Origin of the sequence: Frigidibacter sp. MR17.14, from assembly GCF_037095735.1 — a bacterium.
Lineage (GTDB): Bacteria > Pseudomonadota > Alphaproteobacteria > Rhodobacterales > Rhodobacteraceae > Frigidibacter.
In genome coordinates, this window is the sequence record NZ_JBAWKD010000001.1 from 555104 (window position 1) to 577776 (window position 22673).

The 22673-nt window shown below is 70.2% G+C and carries 17 protein-coding genes and 2 pseudogenes; 15 read left to right on the forward strand and 4 right to left on the reverse strand.

The window, feature by feature from the left end; genetic code table 11:
• Window positions 1-2: 2 nt before the first annotated feature.
• From V8J36_RS02695 to V8J36_RS02705, 3 genes and pseudogenes are all read right to left on the reverse strand, one after another.
• Window positions 3-836, reverse strand: a complete 834-nt coding sequence (locus V8J36_RS02695) for a DUF6692 family protein (RefSeq protein ID WP_336465702.1) — start codon at window positions 834-836, stop codon at window positions 3-5.
• Window positions 837-1051: 215 nt separating this feature from the next.
• Window positions 1052-1600 (reverse strand): annotated as a pseudogene (locus tag V8J36_RS02700) (integrase core domain-containing protein); the annotation flags it as partial.
• A 351-nt stretch (window positions 1601-1951) separates the two neighbouring features.
• Complete coding sequence (locus tag V8J36_RS02705) at window positions 1952-2965, reverse strand: GlxA family transcriptional regulator (protein ID WP_336465703.1); 1014 nt, start codon at window positions 2963-2965, stop codon at window positions 1952-1954.
• 140 nt (window positions 2966-3105) lie between these two features.
• Between V8J36_RS02705 and V8J36_RS02710 the strand changes: the two genes are divergently transcribed.
• The 7 genes from V8J36_RS02710 to V8J36_RS02740 all read left to right on the forward strand — a co-directional run bounded on the left by V8J36_RS02710 (window position 3106) and on the right by V8J36_RS02740 (window position 11609).
• Window positions 3106-4356 carry a sarcosine oxidase subunit beta family protein gene (locus V8J36_RS02710; protein ID WP_336465704.1) on the forward strand — a complete coding sequence of 417 codons (1251 nt, stop codon included), beginning with the start codon at window positions 3106-3108 and terminating at the stop codon, window positions 4354-4356.
• A gap of 8 nt (window positions 4357-4364) precedes the next feature.
• Window positions 4365-4652 (forward strand): sarcosine oxidase subunit delta, encoded by a 288-nt coding sequence (locus tag V8J36_RS02715; protein ID WP_336465705.1) that lies wholly within the window; start codon window positions 4365-4367, stop codon window positions 4650-4652.
• Window positions 4649-7576, forward strand: coding sequence for a sarcosine oxidase subunit alpha family protein (locus V8J36_RS02720; protein ID WP_336465706.1), 2928 nt, complete (start codon window positions 4649-4651; stop codon window positions 7574-7576). Before V8J36_RS02715 ends, V8J36_RS02720 begins: the two co-directional genes overlap by 4 nt.
• Window positions 7569-8141, forward strand: coding sequence for a sarcosine oxidase subunit gamma (locus V8J36_RS02725; protein WP_336465707.1), 573 nt, complete (start codon window positions 7569-7571; stop codon window positions 8139-8141). The genes V8J36_RS02720 and V8J36_RS02725 overlap by 8 nt, the downstream gene beginning before the upstream one ends.
• Window positions 8138-9028, forward strand: a complete 891-nt coding sequence (folD, locus tag V8J36_RS02730) for a bifunctional methylenetetrahydrofolate dehydrogenase/methenyltetrahydrofolate cyclohydrolase FolD (RefSeq protein WP_336465708.1) — start codon at window positions 8138-8140, stop codon at window positions 9026-9028. Before V8J36_RS02725 ends, folD begins: the two co-directional genes overlap by 4 nt.
• A gap of 75 nt (window positions 9029-9103) precedes the next feature.
• Complete coding sequence (purU, locus tag V8J36_RS02735) at window positions 9104-9988, forward strand: formyltetrahydrofolate deformylase (protein WP_336465709.1); 885 nt, start codon at window positions 9104-9106, stop codon at window positions 9986-9988.
• Between the two features lie 121 nt (window positions 9989-10109).
• Window positions 10110-11609: an amidase gene (locus V8J36_RS02740; RefSeq protein WP_336465710.1), complete on the forward strand. Its 1500-nt coding sequence runs from the start codon at window positions 10110-10112 to the stop codon at window positions 11607-11609.
• Between the two features lie 22 nt (window positions 11610-11631).
• Here the strand turns inward: V8J36_RS02740 and V8J36_RS02745 are convergent, their stop codons facing one another.
• Complete coding sequence (locus tag V8J36_RS02745; RefSeq protein WP_336465711.1) at window positions 11632-12543, reverse strand: LysR substrate-binding domain-containing protein; 912 nt, start codon at window positions 12541-12543, stop codon at window positions 11632-11634.
• Between the two features lie 236 nt (window positions 12544-12779).
• Between V8J36_RS02745 and V8J36_RS02750 the strand changes: the two genes are divergently transcribed.
• The 8 genes and pseudogenes from V8J36_RS02750 to V8J36_RS02785 all read left to right on the forward strand — a co-directional run bounded on the left by V8J36_RS02750 (window position 12780) and on the right by V8J36_RS02785 (window position 22673).
• A complete protein-coding gene (locus V8J36_RS02750) occupies window positions 12780-14048 on the forward strand; it encodes an NAD(P)/FAD-dependent oxidoreductase (RefSeq protein ID WP_336465712.1) in 1269 nt (422 codons plus the stop codon).
• A gap of 103 nt (window positions 14049-14151) precedes the next feature.
• Window positions 14152-15147: a D-2-hydroxyacid dehydrogenase gene (locus tag V8J36_RS02755; protein ID WP_336465713.1), complete on the forward strand. Its 996-nt coding sequence runs from the start codon at window positions 14152-14154 to the stop codon at window positions 15145-15147.
• Window positions 15148-15157: 10 nt separating this feature from the next.
• Window positions 15158-16387, forward strand: coding sequence for a pyridoxal phosphate-dependent aminotransferase (locus tag V8J36_RS02760; RefSeq protein ID WP_336465714.1), 1230 nt, complete (start codon window positions 15158-15160; stop codon window positions 16385-16387).
• Between the two features lie 3 nt (window positions 16388-16390).
• Window positions 16391-17827 (forward strand): hypothetical protein, encoded by a 1437-nt coding sequence (locus V8J36_RS02765; RefSeq protein ID WP_336465715.1) that lies wholly within the window; start codon window positions 16391-16393, stop codon window positions 17825-17827.
• Between the two features lie 30 nt (window positions 17828-17857).
• Window positions 17858-19531 carry a flavin monoamine oxidase family protein gene (locus V8J36_RS02770; protein WP_336465716.1) on the forward strand — a complete coding sequence of 558 codons (1674 nt, stop codon included), beginning with the start codon at window positions 17858-17860 and terminating at the stop codon, window positions 19529-19531.
• A 109-nt stretch (window positions 19532-19640) separates the two neighbouring features.
• A complete protein-coding gene (locus V8J36_RS02775; RefSeq protein ID WP_336465717.1) occupies window positions 19641-20642 on the forward strand; it encodes a TRAP transporter substrate-binding protein in 1002 nt (333 codons plus the stop codon).
• 39 nt (window positions 20643-20681) lie between these two features.
• Window positions 20682-21206: pseudogene (locus V8J36_RS02780) on the forward strand (TRAP transporter small permease); the annotation flags it as partial.
• Between the two features lie 138 nt (window positions 21207-21344).
• Entirely contained in the window at window positions 21345-22673 is a 1329-nt protein-coding gene (locus V8J36_RS02785; RefSeq protein WP_336466177.1) for a TRAP transporter large permease, read from the forward strand.

Genomic DNA, 22673 nt, shown 5'->3' on the forward strand with positions numbered 1-22673 from the left:
GCTCACCCGTCGCAGGACCAGAAGCCGCGGTAGCCGACGGTCGGGCCGTCCTGCAGGGCGAAGACCATCTCGGCATCGGCGCGCGGGCCCGGGTCGGCCTCGGGCGTGACCGTGACCGAGGCGCCCTCGGTCTGCCATGCGGTGTTCCCGGTCGGGGCGAGGCGCAACAGGATGCCGTTGAGCTTCATCCCGGCGCCCTCGGGGCCCGAGACGAGGATCGGTGCCGCCGCCTCGGTCTGGCGGAAGCGGCAGGCGGGGGCGGCGACGGTCTCGCCGATCTCGCGGTCGCTCATCTGGGCGGGATCGAGCCCGGCCCGCAGCGTGTTGGCCAGCGCATCGCCGAGGCTGCCCGGTCGCGCCTCCGGATCGCGGTAGATCTCGGTCGCCTCTCCGTTCCGACCGATGTCCGCGATCAGGTAGCGCATCTCGGCGATCTCGCGTTCCTGAGCCTCGACGATGCCGCGGGCGAGCTTGCGCACGCGCGGATCCTCGATCCCGGCACGCTCGGAGGTCATGATCGCGATCGAGTGGTGCGGGATCATCGCGCGCATGTAGCTGACGCCGTCGACGGTGACCTGGCTGCGCACGAGCCAGAGCGCGCCCGCGAAGACGACGGCGCTGGCGGCGAGAATCGCGATCTTCGTGCCGCGGCCCTTGTACATGCCCCACATGAACAGGAGCATGATAGGAGCCATCGCCGCCCCCATGACCAGCGCCATGTAGCCGCGCGTCTCGCTGAAGAAGACATGCTCGAGCGCGTAGGTGTTCAGATACATGAGCCCGAACATCACCACCGTCGAGGCAAGGATCATCAGGGCGAAGCGTGAGTAGGACATGGCGGCCTCCGGTCGGGTTCACGCAAAGCGAACGACCTTCCAGCGCTGGAGGGTTCCCCTGACGCCGTTCGGCGGGGGGACGGGCTTTCACGGTATTTGCGCGAGAATGTTGCTGAAACGCAGGGTCAGGACAGGGCAGCGGCCCGAGGCTTTGACCGGTTGCAGCGCTTCGGAAGACCGGGACTGCCCCTCTCGGGCGGTCTGGTTTGAAGGCAGTGCAGGAGTGGCCTGTGGTCCATCGGGAGGGGCGCCTCAGGTATTGGCGGCCGATAGCCCGAAGCGATGTGGGTGCGGACGGCATCGTAATGGCGGCACCATCGTTCGATCGGGATCTGCGCCGCCCTCAGAGAATGGAAGATCTCGGCGTCGCGCAGGTCGTCACGGAGCCTCGCGTCGAAGCTCTCGACGCAGCCGTCTTCCCAAGGGATTCCGGCTCGATGCGGGCAGTCTCGCGATGAACTCCGGGTCGTTGTCCGACCTGATATACACTGGCGGGCCCCGCAGGATGAACAGGCCGGTCAGCGCATCCACCACGTCGACAGCGTGGAGCTTGCGCTTTACGCGGGGCATGAGCATGCGGCAAGCGCGCCCATCCGCCGTCCGGTGCTGGACGAAGTCATGGGACCAGACGTGGTTCGGTCGTTCCCGGCGCAAGCGCGGGCATGAGCGATCCGCCAGCCGCGTTTCTGATGTTTGGGCGGAACCTCGAGCCCCTCACGCCGCCATGTTCGTTCCGCACGCTTATGGGTCGCCCACCATCCGGCCTGAACCTGCAGGATGTCTGCAGGCTTCTCTCGTTTGCCTGCCGGCGCCGCAGTCTTCCGTAAAACGGCATAAACTACTCCAAGAGGTGGACCACATCAGTGCGCCGAGACCACATGTCAGGTCACCGTCGGTTCGAATCAGATCGACACTGAGGCGCGGCAGCGCAGAGTCTCATTTAGACTAGGCCCGTTCGTCGTGCGGTAGCGGAGAGGGGAAGGCTTCGGCACGATCCAGTGCTAACCATTTGTATTCATATTATAAATCTTCCGCACCGACGCGTGCAGAAACGCTTCGCCAAGTGCATCCTCACCCGAGGGGCCTGATCTGAGCGGCCCTTCGATCCGGCACCGTCAGGTCCGCGCCCCGGGTGCGGACCTTTTCGGTCTTGCCGGCACCGGGCGTTCACCCACCATCGCCGCCCGACGCTTCTGCGCTGGCGGCACGCCGAATTTCCCGCTGAAGCAGCGCGTGAAATGCGAGACGTTGCCGAAGCCCGTCATCGTCGAGATCTCGATCAGCGGCAGCGCGGTCTGCTGCAGAAGCTCATCGGCCTTGGCCAGCCGCAGGTCGCGATAGAAGGTCATCATCGACAGGCCGAACCGCCCCGTGAACAGCCGCTGCAGCTGCCGCGCGCTGCAGCCCGACAGCGCCGCCAGCTGATCGGGCGACAGCGGATCGGCCAGATGGCTCGCCATCAGCTCGACCGCGGCCTCGAGCACCGGGTGATGCAGGTTGAACCTTTGCGCCGCGGCCAGCCGCTGCGGCTCGTCCGCCAGCCGCAGCCGCGGATGGATGAACCAGTCGCTGACCTCGCGCGCGAAGGCCGCGCCCTGGCCGCGTGCGATCAGCGCCCCCATCATGTCCATCGCCGCAACCCCACCCGCGCAGGTGTAGCGGTCGCGGTCGATGACATAGAGCGCGCGCTCGATCAGCAGGTCGGGCGCGTATTCGGCGAGCGGGTCGATATGGGCCCAATGCACCGTGAAGCGCCGCCCCGCCATCAGCCCGGCCTTGGCGAGGATCGCAGCCCCACCCGAGATGCCGCCCAGCCGCACGCCGCGGCTGGCAAGGCCGCGCAGCGCCTGCGTCAGCGCAGGGTCTTCGTAGAGCATCGGGTTGCCGCCGGCGACGACCAGCACAAGGTCGGGGATCGCGCCGGCGACCGACAGCGGCTCGGTGTGGAAGCCCCCGCCCGAGGTCGAGGCAAGAAAGCCCCCCGCGACCGAGTGGAAGCTGCAGCGATACAGCGTGCGCCCCGCCAGATGGTTCGCCGCGCGCAGCGGCTCGACCGCCGAGGCGAGCGACATCAGCGCGTAATCCGGGGTCAGGACGAAGCCGATCGACAGCGGTTCGGGCAGGCTCATGGGGCGTTTTCCCTGCGGTTCGGCGCAGCCTAGCCAAGCCGTCCGCGACGGGCAAGAAAACGTCCGCCACGGCAAAGCGATCCGTTCGGATCTCGGGCAATACAAGGGTCGGAAGACAGGCATATCGAGGTGGATCGGACGTGCGCTATTCGGCTTTCCGGGTTCTGAAAGAGGCCCTGACCGGACACAGGGGCTGGCGCCCGCTCTGGCGAGATCCCGACCCGCAGCCCGCCTATGACTACGTCATCGTCGGCGGCGGCGGGCATGGGCTGGCGACGGCCTACTACCTGGCCAACACCTTCAGGCAAGCCCGCATCGCGGTGCTGGAAAAGGGCTGGCTCGGATCGGGGAACATCGGGCGCAACACCACGATCATCCGCTCGAACTACCTGCTGCCGGGCAACGAGCCCTTCTACGAATTCTCGATGAAGCTCTGGGAGGGGCTGGAGCAGGCGTTCAATTTCAACGCGATGGTCAGCCAGCGCGGGATCCTGAACCTGTTCCATTCCGACGGCCAGCGCGACGCCTATCGCCGCCGCGGCAATGCGATGCGCTTCGCGGGCGCGGATTCCGAACTGCTGGATCAGGCGGCGGTGCGCGAGATGTGCCCGTTCCTGAACTTCGACAATGCCCGCTTCCCGATCAAGGGCGGCCTGCTGCAGCGCCGCGCCGGCACCGCGCGCCATGACGGCGTGGCCTGGGGCTATGCCCGTGGCGCGGATCTGGCGGGGGTGGACCTGATCCAGAACTGCGAAGTCACCGGGATGCGGATCGAGAACGGCCGCATCCGGGGCGTCGAGACCTCGCGCGGCTTCATCGGCGCGAAGAAGGTGGGGGTCGCGGTCGCGGGCGCGACCAGCCGGGTGATGGCGATGGCCGGGATGCGGATGCCGATCGAGAGCCACGTGCTGCAGGCCTTCGTCTCGGAAGGGCTGAAGCCGGTGATCCCGGGCGTGATCACCTTCGGCGCCGGGCATTTCTACGTCAGCCAGTCCGACAAGGGCGGGCTGGTCTTCGGCGGCGACATCGACGGCTACAACTCCTATGCCCAGCGCGGCAACCTCGCGGTGATCGAGGACGTGGCCGAGGGCGGCATGGCGCTGATGCCGATGATCGGGCGCGCGCGGCTGCTGCGCGTCTGGGGCGGGATCATGGACATGTCGATGGATGGCTCGCCGATCATCGACCGCACCCCGGTCGAGGGTCTCTATCTGAACGCGGGCTGGTGCTACGGCGGGTTCAAGGCGACGCCCGCCTCGGGCTACGCCTTCGCGCATCTGCTGAGCACCGACCGCCCGCACGAGACCGCGACCGCCTACCGGCTCGACCGGTTCGAACGCGGCTACGTGATCGACGAAAAGGGCGTGGGCGCCCAACCGAATCTGCACTGAGGCGCGCGATGCTGATCCCCCATCCCCTTCTGGGTCTGCGCGACGCGCAGGAGTTCACCTATCTTGGCGATGCGTCGCTGCTCGACCGGCCCGACGGCATGGCAGAGGGCGCGGCCGCGGCGTTCAATGACTATGTCTACCTGCGCGACAACCCCGCCGGGCTGCATCGCGAGCTGTGGTTCCACGAACAGGGCGACCGCAGCTGGCTGGTCGTGACCCGCGACACCCTCACCCATGACATCCTTGGCGCGGAACTGGCGCGCGACGTGGCGCTGGCCCGGAAAGGTGCGGAATGAGACTTTCGGGTGGGCTGATCGACCGCAGCCGCAGGCTGCGCTTCACCTTCGACGGCAAGGCGTTCACCGGCCATCCCGGCGACACGCTGGCCTCGGCGCTGCTGGCCAGCGACGTGCGGCTGATGGGCCGCAGCTTCAAGTATCACCGGCCCCGCGGCGTGTTTTCTGCGGGCTCGGAAGAGCCGAACGCGCTGGTGCAGCTGCGCGCGGGCGCGCGCGACGAGCCCAACACCCGCGCGACGGTGGTCGAACTGCTCGACGGGCTCGCGGCGCGCAGCCAGAACCGCCTGGGCTCGCTGCGCTTCGACCTGATGGCGGTGAACGACCTCTTCTCGGACGTCCTGACGGCGGGGTTCTACTACAAGACCTTCATGTGGCCGCGCGCCTTCTGGGAAAAGCTCTACGAGCCCGCGATCCGCAGGGCCGCCGGTCTGGGCGCGCTGTCGATGCAGGCCGATCCGGACAGCTATGACAAGGGCTTCCTGCACTGCGACCTGCTGGTGGTGGGCGGCGGCGCGGCCGGCCTTGCCGCGGCACTGACCGCGGCGCGCGCCGGCGCGCGGGTGATCCTTGCCGACGAGGACCACCGGCTGGGGGGGCGGCTGCTGGCCGAGAGCGACGTGATGGACGGCGCGCCCGCGACCGACTGGATCGCGGCGCTGGAGGCTGAATTCGCCAGCCTGCCGAACCTGCGGGTGATGCGGCGCACCACGGTCTGGGGCACCTTCGACCACGGCATCTTCGGCGCGGTCGAGCGGGTGGCGGACCACCTTGCCACCCCCGGCGCGGGCGTGCGCCAGACTTTGTGGCGGATCACCGCGAAACGCTCGATCGTCGCCGCCGGCGCGACCGAGCGGCATATCCCCTTCGCCAACAACGACCGCCCCGGCATCATGCTGGCCGGCGCGATGCGCGCCTATGCCAACCGCTGGGCGGTCAGTCCGGCGAAGACCGTCGCGATCTTCACCGACAACGACGACGGGCACCGCACCGCGCTGGACCTCGCGGCGAAGGGCGTGGAGATCGCGGCGGTGATCGACAGCCGCGCGGGCGCGCGGGCCTTCGGCGACTATCCCCTGCAGGCGGGCGCACGGGTCACGGACAGCCGCGGGCGGCTGGGGCTGCGCGCGATCCGCGTCGAGGACGGACGCAGCGCGCGCTGGATCGACTGCGGCGCGCTGGGTGTCGCGGGCGGGTGGAACCCCAATGTCCACCTGACCTCGCACCAGCGCGGCCGCCCGGTCTGGGACGAGGGCCGCGCGGCCTTCCTGCCCGGCACGCTTCCCGCCGGCATGGCCGTGGCGGGGGCCGGCGCGGGTGCGGGCAGCACGGCCGCCGCGCTGTCCTCGGGGGTCGAGGCGGCCGTCACGACGCTGGCGGCGCTGGGGATCACCGCAGCGCGTCCCGCCCTGCCCCATGCAGAGGACCGGCAGATGGCCCAGCAGCCGCTGTGGCAGGTGCCGGGCAAGGGCCGCGCCTGGGTCGATTTCCAGAACGATGTCACCGTCAAGGACATCCGCCTGGCCCATCAGGAGAACATGCGTCCCGTCGAGCATCTGAAACGCTGGACGACGCTGGGCATGGCGACCGATCAGGGCAAGACCTCGAACGTGACCGCGATCGCGGTGATGGCAGAGCTGACCGGCCAGTCGATCCCCGCGACCGGGACCACGATCTTCCGCCCGCCCTACACGCCCGTCTCGCTGTCCGTCCTCGGCGGCGGCGACACCGGCACGCAGTTCCGCCCCCGTCGCCTGACGCCCACCCATCCCTGGGCCGAGACGCAGGGCGCGGTCTTCGTCGAGGTCGGCCCCTGGATGCGGGCGCAATACTTCCCCCGCCCCGGCGAGACGCATTGGCGCGAGACGGTCGACCGCGAGGTGCTGGCGACCCGCGCGGGCGTCGGCCTGTGCGACGTGACCACGCTGGGCAAGGTCGACGTGCAGGGCGCGGATTCGGGCCTGTTCCTCGACCGGCTCTATGCCAATGCAACGGCCAGCCTGAAGGTCGGCAGGGTCCGCTACGGCCTGATGCTGCGCGAGGACGGCCACGTCTGGGACGACGGCACCTGCGCGCGGCTGGCCGAGGATCACTACGTCGTCACCACGACCACCGCACAGGCGGGCCCGGTCTATCGCCACATGGAATTCGCGCGCCAGTGCCTCTGGCCCGAGCTTGACGTGCAGCTGATCTCGACCACCGATGCCTGGGCTCAGATCTCGGTCGCGGGCCCCAATGCGCGGCGTCTGCTGGAGCGGATCGTCGACGGGTTCGACCTGTCGAACGCGGCCTTCCCCTTCATGGCCTGCGCGGGCCTCACCGTCTGCGGCGGACTTCGGGCGCGGCTGTTCCGGATCTCGTTCTCGGGCGAGCTGGCCTATGAGCTTGCGGTGCCGGCGCGCTACGGCGCGGCGCTGATGGCGCGGCTGGTCGAGGCGGGCGCGGATCTGGGCGCGACCCCCTACGGGACCGAGGCGCTTGGCGTGCTGCGCATCGAAAAGGGCCATGCCGCGGGCAACGAGCTGAACGGCCAGACCACGGCGCAGATGCTGGGGATGGGGCGTATGGTCTCGGCCAAGAAGGATGCGATCGGCACGGTGATGACCCGGCGCGAGGGGCTTCTGGCGGAGGGTCGCGTGCTTGTCGGTTTCCGGCCAGTCGATGCCGCCGACCCGGTGGTGGCGGGCGCGCATCTTTTCGCGGCAGGGGCCGCGCAGGTGACGGCCAACGATCAGGGTTGGATCACCTCGGCCTGCCATTCGCCGCATCTGGGCTCGGCCATCGGCATCGGATTCCTCGCCCGTGGCCAGGAGCGGATCGGCGAGATCGTCACCGCGGCCAACCCGATTCAGGGTCAGGACATCGCCCTGCGCGTCGTGTCCGCCCATTTCGTCGATCCCGAGGGAGAGCGTCTTCGTGCCTGATCTTCACCTGTCCCCCCTTGCGCCGGTCACCGCGCTGGGCGCGCAGACCGCGCGGCTGCTGCGCCTTGACCGCCTGACCCTGGCGGAGGTGCCCGACCTCGGCCTCGCCTCGCTGGCCCTGCGACGCGGCACGCAGGCCCCGGCGCCCTTCGGCCTGACCCTTCCCACGGCGGGGAACTGTGCCCGCCACGGCGCGATCTCGGCCTTCTGGACCGGTCCCGACCAGTGGATGATCGAGGGCGCGGGCGCGGCCGGGCGCGATTTCGCGGCCGAGGTCGCGGCCGAAGCGCCGGGCTGTTCGGTGACCGAGGAGACCGACGGCTTCGCGGCCTTCGACGTCACCTCGCACTGGGGCGAGGGGCCGATCCTGTGCCTGCTGTCGCGCATCGCCAACATCGACCCCGCCCGGCTTGCACCCGGGATGGCGGTGCGCACCGGCCTTGACCACATGTCGGTCTTCGTCGTCCGCCGGTCGGCCGAGCAGGTGACGGTGCTGGGCATGCGCTCTGCCGCGGGCAGCCTCTGGCATACGCTGCAGGCCATCACCACCCGGGTGACGGCATGAGCGCGCGGATGATCGACGGCAAGGCCTTCGCCGCCGGCCTCCGCGCCCGGGTCGCGGAACATGTCGCGGCGCTGGCCGCCGAGCACGGCATCGTGCCGGGTCTTGCGGTGGTGCTGGTGGGCGAAGACCCCGCCTCGGCCGTCTATGTGCGCAACAAGGGCGTGCAGACCCGCGAGGCCGGCATGGCGAGCTTCGAGCACAGGCTGCCCGCCGACACGCCCGAGGCCGAGCTGCTGGCGCTGATCGCACGGTTGAATGCCGATCCCGCGGTGCATGGCATCCTTGTCCAGCTGCCGCTGCCGGGCCGGATGGACGCGACCCGGGTCATCACCGCGATCGACCCGGCCAAGGATGTCGACGGGTTCCACATCCTGAACGTGGGCCTGCTGGGCACCGGACAGCGGGCGATGGTGCCCTGCACGCCGCTGGGCTGCCTGATGATGCTGCGCGACCATCTGGGGTCGCTGGCCGGGCTGAATGCGGTGGTGGTCGGGCGGTCGAACATCGTCGGCAAACCGATGGCGCAACTGCTGCTGGGCGACAGCTGCACCGTGACGCTGGCCCACAGCCGCACGCGCGACCTGCCCGCGGTCTGCCGGCAGGCCGACATTCTCGTGGCCGCCGTCGGCCGGGCCGAGATGATCCGGGGCGACTGGGTGAAGCCGGGCGCGACGGTGATCGACGTCGGCATCAACCGGGTCGAGCGTGACGGCAAGGCGCGGCTGGTCGGCGACGTGCGGTTCGACGAGGTGTCCGCCGTCGCCGGCGCGATCACCCCGGTTCCGGGCGGCGTCGGCCCGATGACCATCGCCTGCCTGCTGGCCAACACGCTCAGCGCCTGCTGCCGCGCGGCGGGCCTGCCAGAGCCCCGCGGCCTGACCGCCTGATCCCCCGCCCCTTCCCCGCGCCATTCGCCCGGCCCCGCGACCGGGGTCCGCGCGCGCCTCCTTCGGAGACCGGACATGACCAAGTACTGCCTCACCGTCGCCTGCCCCGCGCAACGCGGCATCGTCGCCGCCATCGCGACCTATCTGGCCGAACACGGCTGCAACATCACCGACAGCGCCCAGTTCGACGATGCCGAGACCGGGCGCTTCTTCATGCGCGTGTCCTTCACGGCAGAGACCGGCAGCACGCTCGCCGCGCTGGACAAGGGCTTCGCACCGATCGCGCAGCAGTTCGGCATCGACGGCCGCTTCCATGACGAGGCAGGCAAGATGAAGGTGGTGCTGATGGTCAGCCGGTTCGGGCATTGCCTGAACGACCTGCTCTACCGCTGGCGGATAGGCGCATTGCCGATCGACATCGTGGCCGTGATCTCGAACCACATGGATTACCAGAAGGTCGTCGTGAACCACGACATCCCGTTCCACTGCATCAAGGTGACCAAAGAGAACAAGCCCGAGGCCGAAGCGCGCCAGATGCAGATCGTGCGCGAGACGGGGGCCGAGCTGATCGTGCTGGCGCGCTACATGCAGGTCTTGTCTGACGAGATGTGCCGCGAGATGTCGGGCCGCATCATCAACATCCACCACTCGTTCCTGCCCAGCTTCAAGGGCGCGAACCCCTACAAGCAGGCGTTCGAGCGCGGGGTGAAGCTGATCGGCGCGACCTCGCACTATGTGACCGCGGATCTCGACGAGGGCCCGATCATCGAACAGGACACGATCCGCGTGACCCATGCGCAGTCGCCCGACGACTACGTCAGCCTTGGCCGCGATGTCGAAAGCCAGGTGCTGGCCCGCGCGATCCATGCCCATATCCGCCGCCGCAGCTTCCTGAACGGCAACAAGACCGTTGTCTTCCCCGCCTCGCCCGGAAGCTACGTGTCCGAGCGGATGGGCTGAACCGGCGTGCCGGCGGACGGCGCGGGCAGCTTCGCGGCCCGCGGCAAGGCCACCGGCTTGCGTCTTCCCGCCGTTGCGGCCAGGGCCGCGCTGCCCCCTCCCCGATCAGGGCCGACCGGTCATGATGAACCCCGACCAGATCCTCGAGTTGTCGCTGGCCGGGCTGCGCGCGGCGCTCGATGCCCGGCGCGTGACCGCGACCGCGGTGGTCGCCGCCTGTCTCGAGCGGATCGCGGCGGACAACACCGACGGCAAGGCGTTGCGCGCAGTAATCGCCGTGAACCCCGCCGCGACCGCTGCCGCGCGCGCCTGGGATGCCGCCAAGGCGCAGGGGCGCGCGGTGCCGGGCGCGCTGTCGGGGATTCCCTTCCTTGCGAAGGACAACATAGACACCGCGGCGATGCCCACCACCGGCGGCTCGCTTGCCCTTGCGCGGTCGGTGCCGCCCGAAGACGCGACGGTGATCCGCCGGCTGCTGGACGGTGGCGCGATCCTGCTTGGAAAGACCAACCTGTCCGAGCTTGCGGCCTCGTACGGGCGGCTTGGCTACAGCGCGGTCGGCGGCCAGACGGTGAACCCGTTCAACCCGCTGCATGACGCCGCGGGGTCGAGCAGCGGCTCGGCCGTCGCCGTGGCCGCGCGCTTCGCGCCCTTCGCGCTGGGCACCGACACCAGCGGCTCGATCCGGGCGCCGGCCAGCACCACCGGCACCGTCGGCCTGCGCCCGACGCTGGGCCTGACCAGCCGCGCGGGCGTGATCCCCTTGGCACTGAGCTTCGACACCGTCGGGGCGATCACCCGCACCGTCGCCGACCAGGCGATCGTGCTCGACGCGATCCGGGGGCCCGACCCTGCCGATCCGGCGACCGCCGAGGTCACGCATCCCCCCGAGCCCTTCGCCGCAGGGCTTGGCGGCGATGCGCTGCGCAGCGTGCGACTGGGCGTCGTCACCAACTTCCTCGGCCGCAGCGCAGAGGTCGATGCCGCGCTGGCGGCCGGCCGCGCGACGCTGGCCGCCGCAGGGGCAGATCTGGTCGAGGTACGCCTGCCCGACCGGTTCGAGGACCTCTGGTCGCAGGTGCTCGAACCGATCGGCACCGCCGAGTTCCGCCCGCAGTTCGATGCCTATCTCTCGCGGCTGGCGCCGGGTCAGCCCCGCGACATGGCCGGCTTCCTGCGTCTTCTGGACAGCCTGACCGCCGGCGGGACCGAGCGGATCAACCCGGCCCGCTACAGGGGCCTGCGCGAGGCGTTCAGCGCGCGGGCGGCCACGCCGGGCTATATCGCGATCCTGACCCGCAGGATGCCGGCGCTGCGGGCCGAGCTGGCCGGGCTGTTCCGGCACGACCGGCTCGATGCGCTGATCTTCGCGACGATGGACCGCCCGGCATCGCTGATTGGCGGGTGCGACGCCGTGCACCCTGCAAGCGCCGCCGCGGACCCCTATGCCGCGGCCTATATCGCCCCGGCGACCGGCTTCCCCGAGCTTTCGGTCCCGCTGGGAATCGTCCGCGGCAACCTCCCGATCGGACTGTCCCTGCTGGGCCTGCCCGGCGCGGATGCGCAGCTTCTGCGGCTGGGGGACGCGTTCGAGCGGCTGTGCCCGGCGCCCCGGTGCTGACCCCGACCGGGGCCGCGCCGCGTCAGTCCGCGGTGGCGCCGGGGACCCGGCGTCGGAAGCCCTGCAGAAGCCAGGAGCGGAACACCTTGGCAGAGGCCTTCTGGCTTTGCCGTTCGGGCATCACCACCCAGAAGCTGTCCTCGGTCACCACCGGGGGGCCGAAGACCGCCCAGAGTTCGCCGCGGGCCAGTTCCGCCTCGACATAGGCCAGCGGCACCACCGCGATGCCCAGACCCGCGATGGCGGCAGAGATCAGCGTGTCGCTGTTGGGCAGCCGCGGCCCCTGGATCGCGCCGCTGTGCTTCTGCCCCGAGATCCGCAGCCAGGTCAGCCACAGGTCCGGCCGCCCGGCGTTCTGCAGGCTGCGGATCGCGCCGAAGTCGAGATGCGCCGGCGCCTCGCCCACCGGGATCAGCCGCGGAGAGGCGACGGCGACGATCCGCTCGCCGAACAGTTCCTGCGCGATCGCCCCGCGCCACGAGCCCCGGCCGCGCAGGATCGCGACATCGGTGTCGGTGTCCTCGAAGTTCAGCTCGCCCTCGGTGCTGCCGATCTCGACCATGATGCCGGGATGGGCGTCGATGAACCCGCCAAGGCGCGGGGTCAGCCAGCGGGACGAGAAGGCGGGCAGTGTCCGGATCATCAGCCGGTCGTCGAGCTTGCGCCCGCGCACCGTGTCGATCGAGGCCTGTTCGATCTGGTCGAGCAGCAGCGTGATGTCGGCAAGATAGCTGCTGCCGGCCTGCGTCAGCACGATGCGCGACCCGATCCGCTCGAACAGGCGCACCCCCAGGAAGCCTTCCAGGTTGGTGATTTGCCGGCTGACGCCGCTTTGGGTGATCGACATGTCCTCGGCCGCTCGGGTGAAGCTGCCGTGGCGGCCGGCGGCCTCGAAGGCCTGCAGGGCGGAAAGCGAGGGAAGAAATCTGCGCATGGGCACCTCTCATGATCAAAAGTCATGCCTGTGTGAGGTTTTCAAGCATTTTCAGCGCCTCGGCGCTGCGCCACAACAGCATCAGGCAAGGACAGCCGCCGGCAAAAGGGCCGGCCACCGCCCTGACCTGTGACCACTCAACCGACCGGGGCGCCCCCGGCCCGGCCGTGGCCCCGACCGGGCGCGGCGGGGGCCGCGGGCATGCCCGCCGGACCAGGAACGGAGATCCGCGCGCCATGCAGGCCGCAGCACGCAAACAGGAGGTCGTGGTGATCGGTGCCGGGATCGTCGGTGCCGCGACCGCACTGCGGCTGGTGCAGGATGGCCACCGGGTGACCATCGTCGAGCCGGCAGAGCCCGGCGGGCCGCAGGCCGCCAGCCACGGAAACGGCGCCTTCCTCAGCCCCGCCTCGATCATCCCGATGTCCGGGCCGGGGCTGTGGCGCAAGGTGCCGGGCTATCTGTGCGATCCCGCCGGGGCGCTGACCATCCGCTGGCGCCACCTGCCGCGGCTTCTGCCCTGGCTCTGGCGGTTCCTACTGTCGGGCTGGACCGAGGCGCGGGTCGAACGCACCGCCGCCGCGCTGAACGACCTGCTGCAGGGCGCCCCCTCGCGCCACGTGGCATTGGCCGAAGCGATCGGCCGGCCCGAGCTGATCCGTCGCGACGGGCTGGTCTATGCCTTCGCCGACCGCGCCGCGCTGGCCGGCGAGGCGCTGAGCTGGCGCCTGCGCCGCCGCTTCGGGGTGAAGACCCGCGAGCTTGAAGCCGGGGAGCTGCACGCGAGGCTGCCGGCGCTTGCGGACAGCTACCGCTTCGGCCTGCTGGTCGAAGACGGCGGCCATTGCCACGACCCCGGCGCCTATACCGCGGCCATCGTCGCCGAGGCAGAGCGGCGCGGGGCCCGGCGGGTCCGGGCCGAAGCCACCGGTTTCGAGATCGCGGGCGGCAGACTGCGGGCGCTCGTCACCGCGGCGGGCGCGATCCCCTGCGATGCGGTGGTGATCGCGGCCGGTATCCGCTCGAAACGGCTGGCGCGGGCGGCGGGCGACCGCATCCCGATGGAAAGCGAACGGGGCTATCACGTCGAGATCGCCGCGCCCGGCATCGCGCTGTCCGCCCCGGTCATGCCGCAGGACGGCAAGATGGCCAACACGATGACCGCGGGGGGCCTGCGCGCCTCGGGGCAGGTCGAGCTGGCCTCGGAGGAGGCCGCGCCCGACTGGCGCCGCGCGGACATCCTGCTGGGGCACCTGCGCCGCACCTGGCCGGGCCTTGCCACCGGGGGCGAGATCCGCCGCTGGCAGGGCAACCGCCCCTCGACCCCGGACGGGCGGCCGGTCATCGGCCCGGCGCGCGCCTGCCCGCAGATCGTCCATGCCTTCGGGCACGGCCATATCGGCCTTGCCTCGTCGCCGATGACGGCCGAGATCGTCGCGGCGCTGATCGCCGGGCGCGAGCCGCCGATCGACATCGCGCCGTTCTCGCCAGACCGCTTCCGCTAACCGCTTTCACCAACCGCTTTCACCGACCGGCCCGCCGGTCGGACCTTCCTGCTCCGGGCCCTCGGGCACCGGCCTCCCCAGTCACGACTTCAGGACACCTGCCATGACCCTGCACGCCGCGCCGGCCCCGATGCTGCCCACCCGGGACAAGCTGCACATCCTTTTCGCCCATGGCGCCTATGACATGAAGCCGATCTTCGACGCGGCGCATGGCGACATCCGCACCACGCAGGTCTCGACCTATGCGGATCTGGCGGCGGCGCTGCCCAAGGCGGATGTCCTCGTGACCTCGATGCTGTGGAAGAACGACCTGCTGCCGCTGGCGGGACGGCTGAAATACCTGCAGTCCGTCAGCTCGGGCACCAACCAGTACGACAGGGAGGCGTTCCGCGCGCAGGGCATCCGGCTGGCCTCGGGTCAGGGCGTCAACAAGAACGCCGTATCGGAACATGCCATCGGGCTGCTGCTGTCGCTGACGCGGCGCCTTTCGCTGGCCCGGGACAACCAGACCGCCGGCCACTGGCGCCCCGAACAGACCGAACCCGCGCAGCGCGAGGACGAGCTGCCCGGCAAGACCATGATCGTGGTCGGCACCGGCGGCATCGGCGACCGGATCGCGCGGATCGCCCGGGCGCTGGACATGACGGTGATCGGCGTCCGGCGCGACGCCTCGAAAGGCGCGGGCGCCGCGGACGAGGTGCACGGCTTCCGCGACCTGAGGGCGGTGTTGCCGCGCGCCGACGTGGTGGTGCTGAGCTGCCCGCTGACCGACGAGACCGCGAACATCATCGATGCCGCGGCGCTGGCCGTGATGAAGCCCTCGGCCCTGCTGATCAACGTCGCGCGGGGGGGCTGCGTCGACGAAGAGGCGCTGATCGCCGCGCTGGAGGCAGGGCGCCTTGCCGGCGCCGGGCTGGACGTGACCCGGGTCGAGCCGCTGCCGCCGACCAGCCCGCTGTGGGGCCTGCGCAATGTCGTGCTGACCCCGCATGCGGCGGGCGAGACCCGGAAATACGAACGCAACGTGCTGGCCGTGCTGGACGAGAACCTGTCGCGGCTGTGGGCGGGGCGTGCCGATCTCGTCAACGGCATCGTCTGAGGGGCGGGCGATGCTGGACCAGATCCCCCCGTTCCGCCGCGCCGGCCGGCTGGCGACGCAGCAGGTCTCGGAGATCCTGCGCGTCGGCGCCCGCGCGGCCGAGATGCAGCGCGCCGGCGCCCCGGTGATCGTCCTCGGCGCGGGCGAACCCGATTTCGACACGCCCGCCCATGTGGTCGAAGCCGCCCATCGCGCGATGCTGGCCGGCGACACCAGATACACCGCCCTTGACGGCACGCCCGCGCTGAAGGCGGCGATCGTCCGCAAATTCGCGCGCGAGAACGGGCTGGACTACGCGCCCGCCGAGATCACCGTCGCCAACGGCGCCAAGCAGGTGATCTACAACGCGCTGATGGCGACGCTCGACCCCGGGGACGAGGTCGTGATCCCGATGCCCTACTGGACGACCTATTCGGCGATGGTCGAGATCGCCGGGGGCACCGCCGTCACCATCGCCTGCGGCGCCGAGGACGGCTTCCGCCTGACACCCGAACGGCTCGAGGCCGCGATCACCCCGCGCACCCGCTGGCTGATGCTGAATTCGCCCTCGAACCCGACCGGCGCGGCCTATGATGCGGCTGGCCTGACCGCGCTGGCGGAGGTTCTGGAACGCCATCCCCATGTCTGGCTGATGTCGGACGAGATCTACGAGCACATCACCTATGACGGCTTCCGCTGCGTCTCGCCGCCGGCGCTGTGCCCGGCGCTGCGCGCGCGCACGCTGATCGTCAACGGCGTCTCGAAGGCCTATGCGATGACCGGCTGGCGGATCGGCTACGGGGCCGGGCCGGCGGCGCTGATCTCGGCGATGGCGGTGGTGCAGAGCCAGTCGACCTCGAACCCCTGCTCGATCTCGCAGGCGGCGACCATCGCCGCGCTCGACGGGCCGCAGGACTTCCTGGCCGCGCGCGCCGAAAGCTTCCGCCAGCGCCGCGATCTGGTCGTCGATGCGCTGAACGCCATTCCCGGCCTGTCCTGCCGCCGCCCCGAAGGGGCCTTCTACACCTATGCAAGCTGCGCGGGCCTGCTGGGGGCCGGAACGCCCGAAGGCACGACGATCGCGAGCGACCGCGACTTCTGTTCCTGGATCCTCGCGACGGCGCATGTCGCGATGGTGCCGGGCTCGGCCTTCGGGCTGTCGCCGTTCTTCCGCATCTCCTACGCGACCGGCGCGGCGGAACTGGCAGAGGCGATGGATCGCATCGCCCGCGCCTGCGCGACGCTGACGCTGCGGGGCTGACCGATGGCGGACCAGATCGCCCTGCCGCGTCCGGCAGGCCCCCTGCCCGCGCCGGCAACCTGGCTGCAGATCGCGATGCTGCTCTGCCTGGTGGGCGGATCGCTCGGGCACACGCCGGCGGCGCTGCAGCTTGCCGCCCTGCTGGCCTTGGCCTGGATGGCGACGCAGGTGCAGCGGATGATCCGGCTGGCGCAGGTCTTTCTGGCGCTGGCCGCGGTGCTGGCGGCGGTGGCGCTGGCCGTGATGCCCGGAGCTTTCGCCCGGATCGAGACCGCCGTCATCCAGGGCACCGGCTTCGCCGCGCTGATGATGGTGCTGGGGCTGCTGCGCGACCCCGTGCGCCGTTCGCGCGCCGCGATCGGCGCGACGGGCTATCTGCTGTCGGTTCCGCCGGCCCGCCGCTTCGCCGCGCTGTTCGCCGGGGCGCATCTGATGAGCCTGATGTTCAACGTCGGCATCATCGCGATGATCGGCGACCTGACGGAAAGTCGCGACGGGCGCGACCTCAGCCGCGATCCAAGCCGTCGGGCGATGGTGATGGCGGCGATGCGCGGCGCGGCGCTGGTCGCGATCTGGTCGCCGATCGGCCTTGGCTTCGCGATCGTCAGCGCCGGGATCCCGACGCTGGACCCGGTGCGGCTGGTGCTGGCCGCCGCCGCCTTCACCGCGGTCGCGGTGCTGATCGGCTGCCGCTGGCCGCTGCTGCCGCCCGAGGCCAGCGTGCAGCCCGAGGACCGCCCCGCCCCGCCCGTGTCGCCGATGGGGCCGATGGGGCCGATGATGGCACCGGGCATCGGGCCGATGCTGGCGATCCTCGCGATCTCGGGCCTGCTGCTGGCCGCGACCTATGCTCTGCACCGCCTTGCCGGTCCGAGCTTCACCGTCGCCTCTGTCAGCGTTCTGCCAGCCTTCGCGCTGGTCTGGCTGGCCCTCGAAAGCCGGGGCGCCCCCGGCAGATTCGGCCCGCGGCTGGGTCTGGCCCTGACCGCGCTGGGCGACCTGCGCTCGGAAGGGGCGACCTTCCTGTCGGCCAATGTCATCGGCGCGGTGCTGTCGATGGGGCTGCAGGCGACGCCTGTCTGGCACGCGCTGGTCGCGAGCGACGCGGCCGGACTGCCGCTGGCGCTGGCCTGCCTTGTCGCCGTGCCGCTGGCCGCCTCTGTCTACCTGCCGAACACCATCGTCGTCGTGATGGGGGCGCAGCTTCTGGGGCACACGCCGCTGGGCACCGGCCATCCGCTGACGCTGGCGCTGGCGCTCTGCATCGGCTGGGGGCTTGCGATCTGCGTCTCGCCGCTCAGCGCGATGTGCCTGATCACCGCGCGCTTCTGCGGCGTCAGCTCCCGCAAGGTCGCGCTGGGATGGAACGCCCGATATGTGTTTCTACTGACCCTGCTCGGACTGGCGGCGGTGACGCTGTGCCATGCCGCCGGGCTCTGACCGCGATCCCCGCCGCCCAAAGGTGCCGACATGACCCAGCTTTCCGCCTTCGGACCCGACTTCCCCTTCGCCTTCGACGACTGGATCCGCCACCCCGAAGGCCTCGGCCGGTTGCCGAAGGACATGGCCGGGACCGAGGTCGCGGTGATCGGCGCCGGCGCCTCGGGCATCATCGCGGCCTTCGAGCTGATGAAGCTGGGCCTGCGCCCGGTGATCTACGAGGCCGCGCGCTTCGGCGGGCGCCTGCGCTCGGTGCCGTTCGAGGGCACGGATGGCATCGTGGCCGAGCTGGGCGGCATGCGCTTCCCCGCCTCGTCGCGGGGCTTCTTCCACTATCTCGACATGGTCGGGCTGAAGACCCGGCCGTTCCCGAACCCGCTGACGCCCGCCGCGGGCTCGACCGTCATCGATCTGGAAGGACGCACGCTCTTCGCGCGGACGCTGGGCGACCTGCCCCCCTTCTACCGCGAGATCGCCGAGGCCTATTCCGAGGCGCTGGCCGCGCAGGCCGCCTTCCCCGAGTTGCAGGCCGCGATCCGGCTGCGCGACGTGGGCCAGATCAAGGCGCTGTGGGACCCGCTGGTCGCGGCCTGGGACGAGCGCACCTTCTACGACTTCGTCGCCGGCTCCGAGGCGTTCCGGCGGCTCGACTTCCAGCACCGCGAGATCTTCGGTCAGGTCGGCTTCGGCACCGGCGGCTGGGACAGCGACTTCCCGAACTCGATGCTCGAGATCCTGCGGGTGAACCTGCTGGGGCTCGATGACGACCAGCAGCTGGTCGAGGGCGGGGTCGAGCAGGTGCTCTGGCGCCTGTGGCGCGCGACGCCGCCCTGCGCGCACTGGCCCGAGGGCACGTCGCTGTCGTCACTCAACGGCGGGGCGACGCGGTCGCGCGCGGTGGCGATCGGCCGCAACGGCGCGGGCGCACTGACGGTGACCGACCAGTGGGGCACCGAGACCGCCTATGCCGCGGTGCTCGCCACCTGCCAGAGCCACCTTCTGACCACGGCGATCGACACCGACGAAAGCCTGTTCAGCCAGAAGATGTGGATGGCGCTGGATCGCACCCGCTACATGCAGGCCGCCAAGACCTTCGTGCTGACCGACCGGCCGTTCTGGAAGGACATCGACCCCGCCACGGGCCGCCCAGTCATGTCGATGACCCTGACCGACCGGCTGACGCGCGGCACCTACCTGTTCGACAACGGCGACGACAGGCCGGGCGTGATCTGCCTCAGCTACGCCTGGATGACCGACGCGCTGAAGGTGCTGCCGCATTCGGCCGAGAAGCGCACCGAACTGGCGCTGAAGGCGCTGGCCAAGATCTATCCCGGCGTCGACATCGCCCGCCACATCCGCAGCGCGCCGATCTGCGTCAGTTGGGAGGCGGACGAGAACTTCCTGGGCGCCTTCAAGGGCGCGCTGCCGGGGCACTACCGCTACAACCACCGCATCTACGGCCATTTCATGCAGGACACCCTGCCCGAGGCCGAGCGCGGCCTGTTCCTGGCGGGCGACGGCGTCAGCTGGACCCCGGCCTGGGTCGAGGGCGCGGTGCAGACCGGGCTCAATGCCGTCTGGGGGATCCTCGCCCATCTGGGCGGGACCACCCCCGCCGCGAACCCCGGTCCGGGCGACCTCTACCCGGAGATCGGCCCGGTGCGGCTCGACGATCCGGGCCGCGAGGATGACTTTTCGTCATGAATGCGCGAAGATTCGGAAATGGGTGCCCGCGCCCGCTTCTGACAAGATCGGCCGGAAGGGCCGGCAAGGCTCGACAAGAACAACACCCTTTCCAACAGCGAGACCCGAGATGAAGACCATGACCCTTGCGATCCTCCCCTCTGCCGCGCGTGCCGCAGTCCTGACGACCGCCCTGACCACCGTGCTGGCCGGCGCCGCCGCCGCCGAAAGCTGGGACATGCCGGTCGCCTATCCGGCCGACAACTACCAGACCAAGAACGACGTGGCCTTCGCCGAGGACGTGAAGACCTGTTCGGGTGGCGCGCTCGAGATCACGGTCCATCCGGGCGGCTCGCTGTTCAAGGGCGACGAGATCAAGCGCGCGGTGCAGATGGGCGAGGCGCAGATCGGCGAGCGGCTGCTGTCGGCCCATGCCAACGAGAACCCGCTGTTCGCCTATGACTCGATCCCCTTCCTGGCCTCGTCCTTCGAAGCCTCTGACAAGCTTCGCGACGCGGCCGCGCCGGTGCTGGGCAAACTGCTGGAATCGCAGGGCATGACGCTGCTCTATTCGGTGCCGTGGCCGGCGCAGGGCCTGTATTTCGGCAAGGAAGTGAACTCGGTCGCCGACATGGCGGGCGTGAAGTTCCGCGCCTACAACGCCACCACCGCCAAGGTGGCCGAGCTGACCGGGATGGTCCCCACCCAGATCGAGGCGGCCGAGCTGAAGCAGGCGCTGGCGACCGGGGTCGTGGCCTCGATGATCTCGTCGGGGGCGACCGGTGTGGACGAGAAGGTCTGGGAAGACCTCAGCCACTTCTACGACGTGAAGGCCTGGCTGCCGCGCAACACGGTCTTCGTGAACACCGAGGCCTTCGCGGCGCTGCCGGCCGAGGTGCAGGACTGCGTCAAGTCCTCGGCCCAGACCGCCCAGACCCGCGGCACCGCCGAAGCCGCGAGCCTCGCGCAGGGCTTCGTCGACACGCTGGGCAAGAACGGCATGAAGATCGCCGAACCCTCTGACACGCTGAAGGCCGACCTGACCGCCATCGGCGAGAAGATGACCGCCGACTGGCTGGCCGCGACCGGCGACGACGGCAAGGCGATCATCGACGCCTACAAAGCGAACTGAGGACATGCCCCCGGGCCCGGCGCCCGGGGGCGATCCGCCATGGCAGAGCTGTCCTCCCCCGCCTCTTCCCCCGCCCCTCCGCTCGCCCCCGGCGTCGCTGCCGGCGGCCGTCCCGTCCTGCTGCGTCGCGGCCTTGACGCGCTCTATTCCCTGTGCGGCGCCGGCGCGGCGCTGGCCCTGATCGCGATCCTCGCGCTGGTCGTCGCCCAGATGCTGGCGCGCTGGTTCGGCGTGCTGTTCCCCGGCGGCGCCAACTATGCCGGCTACGCGATGGCCGCCGCCTCGTTCCTGGGGCTGGGCTACACCTTCTCGCGCAACGAGCACATCCGGGTGAACCTCTTCGTCGACCAGTCCGGCAGCTGGCGGCGCGGGGTCGAGATCTGGAGCTATGCCGCAGGCTCTGCCATCGCGGTGTTCTTCGCCTGGTACGCGGTGCGCACCCCGATCCTGAGCTATCGCTTCAACGACGTCTCGCAGGGGCAGGACGGCACGCCGCTGTGGATCCCGCAGCTGGCGATGGCGGTGGGCGCGGTGATCCTGGCGCTGGCGCTGATCGAGAACCTGGTGCAGGTGCTGTTCAGCCGCGGCTATGGCATCGACACCCCGCGCGAGACGCCGCTGCGCGACCGCTTCGCCGGCAAGCCGCTGCGGATCGTGATGCTGGGGCTCAGCCTGCTGCTGGTCTGGGGCGCGCTGCGTGCGATGACCGGGTTCGATCCGCAGGCGACGGGGCTGAAGATCGGCGTCTTCCTGTTCGTGATGTTCTTCCTGCTGGGCTCTGGCCTCTGGGTCGGGCTTGCGCTGATGGGCGTGGCCTATGTCGGCATGATCGGCTTCACCTCGCGCAACCCGGGCTCGTCGATGTCGATCACGACCTGGACCAGCGCCTCGGGCTGGACGCTGACCTCGCTGCCGCTGTTCATCTGGATGGGCGAGATCCTGTACCGCACCCGCCTGTCGGAAGACATGTTCAAGGGCCTCGCCCCCTGGCTGTCGCGCTTCCCGGGGGGGCTGCTGCACACCAATGTCGTCGGCTGCACGATCTTCGCCGCCGTGTCGGGGTCTTCTGCCGCGACGCTGACCACGGTGGGCAAGATGTCGATCCCCGAACTGCGCCGCCGCGGCTATCCCGAATACATGATCGTGGGCACGCTCGCGGGCGCGGCGACGCTGGGGCTGATGATCCCGCCCTCGATGACGCTGATCGTCTATGGCGTCTCGGTCCGCGAAAGCGTCACCAGCCTGTTCATGGCCGGCGTCTTCCCGGGGCTGGTTCTGGCGGGGCTGTTCATGGCCTACATCGCCGCCTGGTCGGTGATCCGCCGCGACCAGACCCCACCGGCCGAGCCGCACATGACCTTCCGCGAGAAGCTGCGCAATTCGGTCCTGCTGTTGCCGGTGATCGCGCTGATCGTGCTGGTGATCGGGTCGATGTACACCGGCTGGGCGACGGCGACCGAGGCCGCGGCCTTCGGGGTGCTGGGCTCGCTCGCGCTGGCGGCGCTGCAGGGATCGGTCACCTGGGTGTCGTTCCGCGACAGCCTGCTGGGAGCGGTGCGCACCTCTGCGATGATCGCGCTGATCCTGATGGGGGCCGCGTTCCTGACGCTGTCGATGGGCTTCACCGGCGTGCCGCGCGCGCTAGCGGGCTGGATCGCCGAGATGAACCTGTCGCCGATCGCGCTGATCGCGGCGCTGACGGTGTTCTACATCATCATCGGCATGTTCCTTGACGGGATCTCGGCGGTGGTGCTGACCATGGCGATCATCGAGCCGATGATCCGCGCCGCCGGCATCGACCTGATCTGGTTCGGCATCTTCATCGTCGTCGTCGTCGAGATGGCGCAGATCACGCCGCCGGTGGGCTTCAACCTGTTCGTGCTGCAGGGCATGACCCGGCACGACATGGGCTATATCGCCCGCACCGCCTTCCCGATGTTCCTGATCATGATCCTGATGGTCGGGGTGCTGGTGGCCTTCCCCGGGCTTGCCACTTGGCTGCCGGCGGTGATGAAGCAGAACGGCCCGTGA

What these genes read in the sequence shown, in the direction of transcription:
- V8J36_RS02720 (WP_336465706.1), top strand. Translation starts at nt 4,649, where the DNA reads ATGAGACTTTCGGGTGGGCTGATCGACCGCAGCCGCAGGCTGCGCTTC.
- V8J36_RS02775 (WP_336465717.1), top strand. Translation starts at nt 19,641, where the DNA reads ATGAAGACCATGACCCTTGCGATCCTCCCCTCTGCCGCGCGTGCCGCA.
- V8J36_RS02705 (WP_336465703.1), bottom strand. Translation starts at nt 2,965, where the DNA reads ATGAGCCTGCCCGAACCGCTGTCGATCGGCTTCGTCCTGACCCCGGAT.
- V8J36_RS02770 (WP_336465716.1), top strand. Translation starts at nt 17,858, where the DNA reads ATGACCCAGCTTTCCGCCTTCGGACCCGACTTCCCCTTCGCCTTCGAC.
- folD (WP_336465708.1), top strand. Translation starts at nt 8,138, where the DNA reads ATGAGCGCGCGGATGATCGACGGCAAGGCCTTCGCCGCCGGCCTCCGC.
- V8J36_RS02765 (WP_336465715.1), top strand. Translation starts at nt 16,391, where the DNA reads ATGGCGGACCAGATCGCCCTGCCGCGTCCGGCAGGCCCCCTGCCCGCG.
- V8J36_RS02745 (WP_336465711.1), bottom strand. Translation starts at nt 12,543, where the DNA reads ATGCGCAGATTTCTTCCCTCGCTTTCCGCCCTGCAGGCCTTCGAGGCC.
- V8J36_RS02740 (WP_336465710.1), top strand. Translation starts at nt 10,110, where the DNA reads ATGATGAACCCCGACCAGATCCTCGAGTTGTCGCTGGCCGGGCTGCGC.
- purU (WP_336465709.1), top strand. Translation starts at nt 9,104, where the DNA reads ATGACCAAGTACTGCCTCACCGTCGCCTGCCCCGCGCAACGCGGCATC.
- V8J36_RS02750 (WP_336465712.1), top strand. Translation starts at nt 12,780, where the DNA reads ATGCAGGCCGCAGCACGCAAACAGGAGGTCGTGGTGATCGGTGCCGGG.
- V8J36_RS02785 (WP_336466177.1), top strand. Translation starts at nt 21,345, where the DNA reads ATGACCGGGTTCGATCCGCAGGCGACGGGGCTGAAGATCGGCGTCTTC.
- V8J36_RS02715 (WP_336465705.1), top strand. Translation starts at nt 4,365, where the DNA reads ATGCTGATCCCCCATCCCCTTCTGGGTCTGCGCGACGCGCAGGAGTTC.
- V8J36_RS02755 (WP_336465713.1), top strand. Translation starts at nt 14,152, where the DNA reads ATGACCCTGCACGCCGCGCCGGCCCCGATGCTGCCCACCCGGGACAAG.
- V8J36_RS02760 (WP_336465714.1), top strand. Translation starts at nt 15,158, where the DNA reads ATGCTGGACCAGATCCCCCCGTTCCGCCGCGCCGGCCGGCTGGCGACG.
- V8J36_RS02695 (WP_336465702.1), bottom strand. Translation starts at nt 836, where the DNA reads ATGTCCTACTCACGCTTCGCCCTGATGATCCTTGCCTCGACGGTGGTG.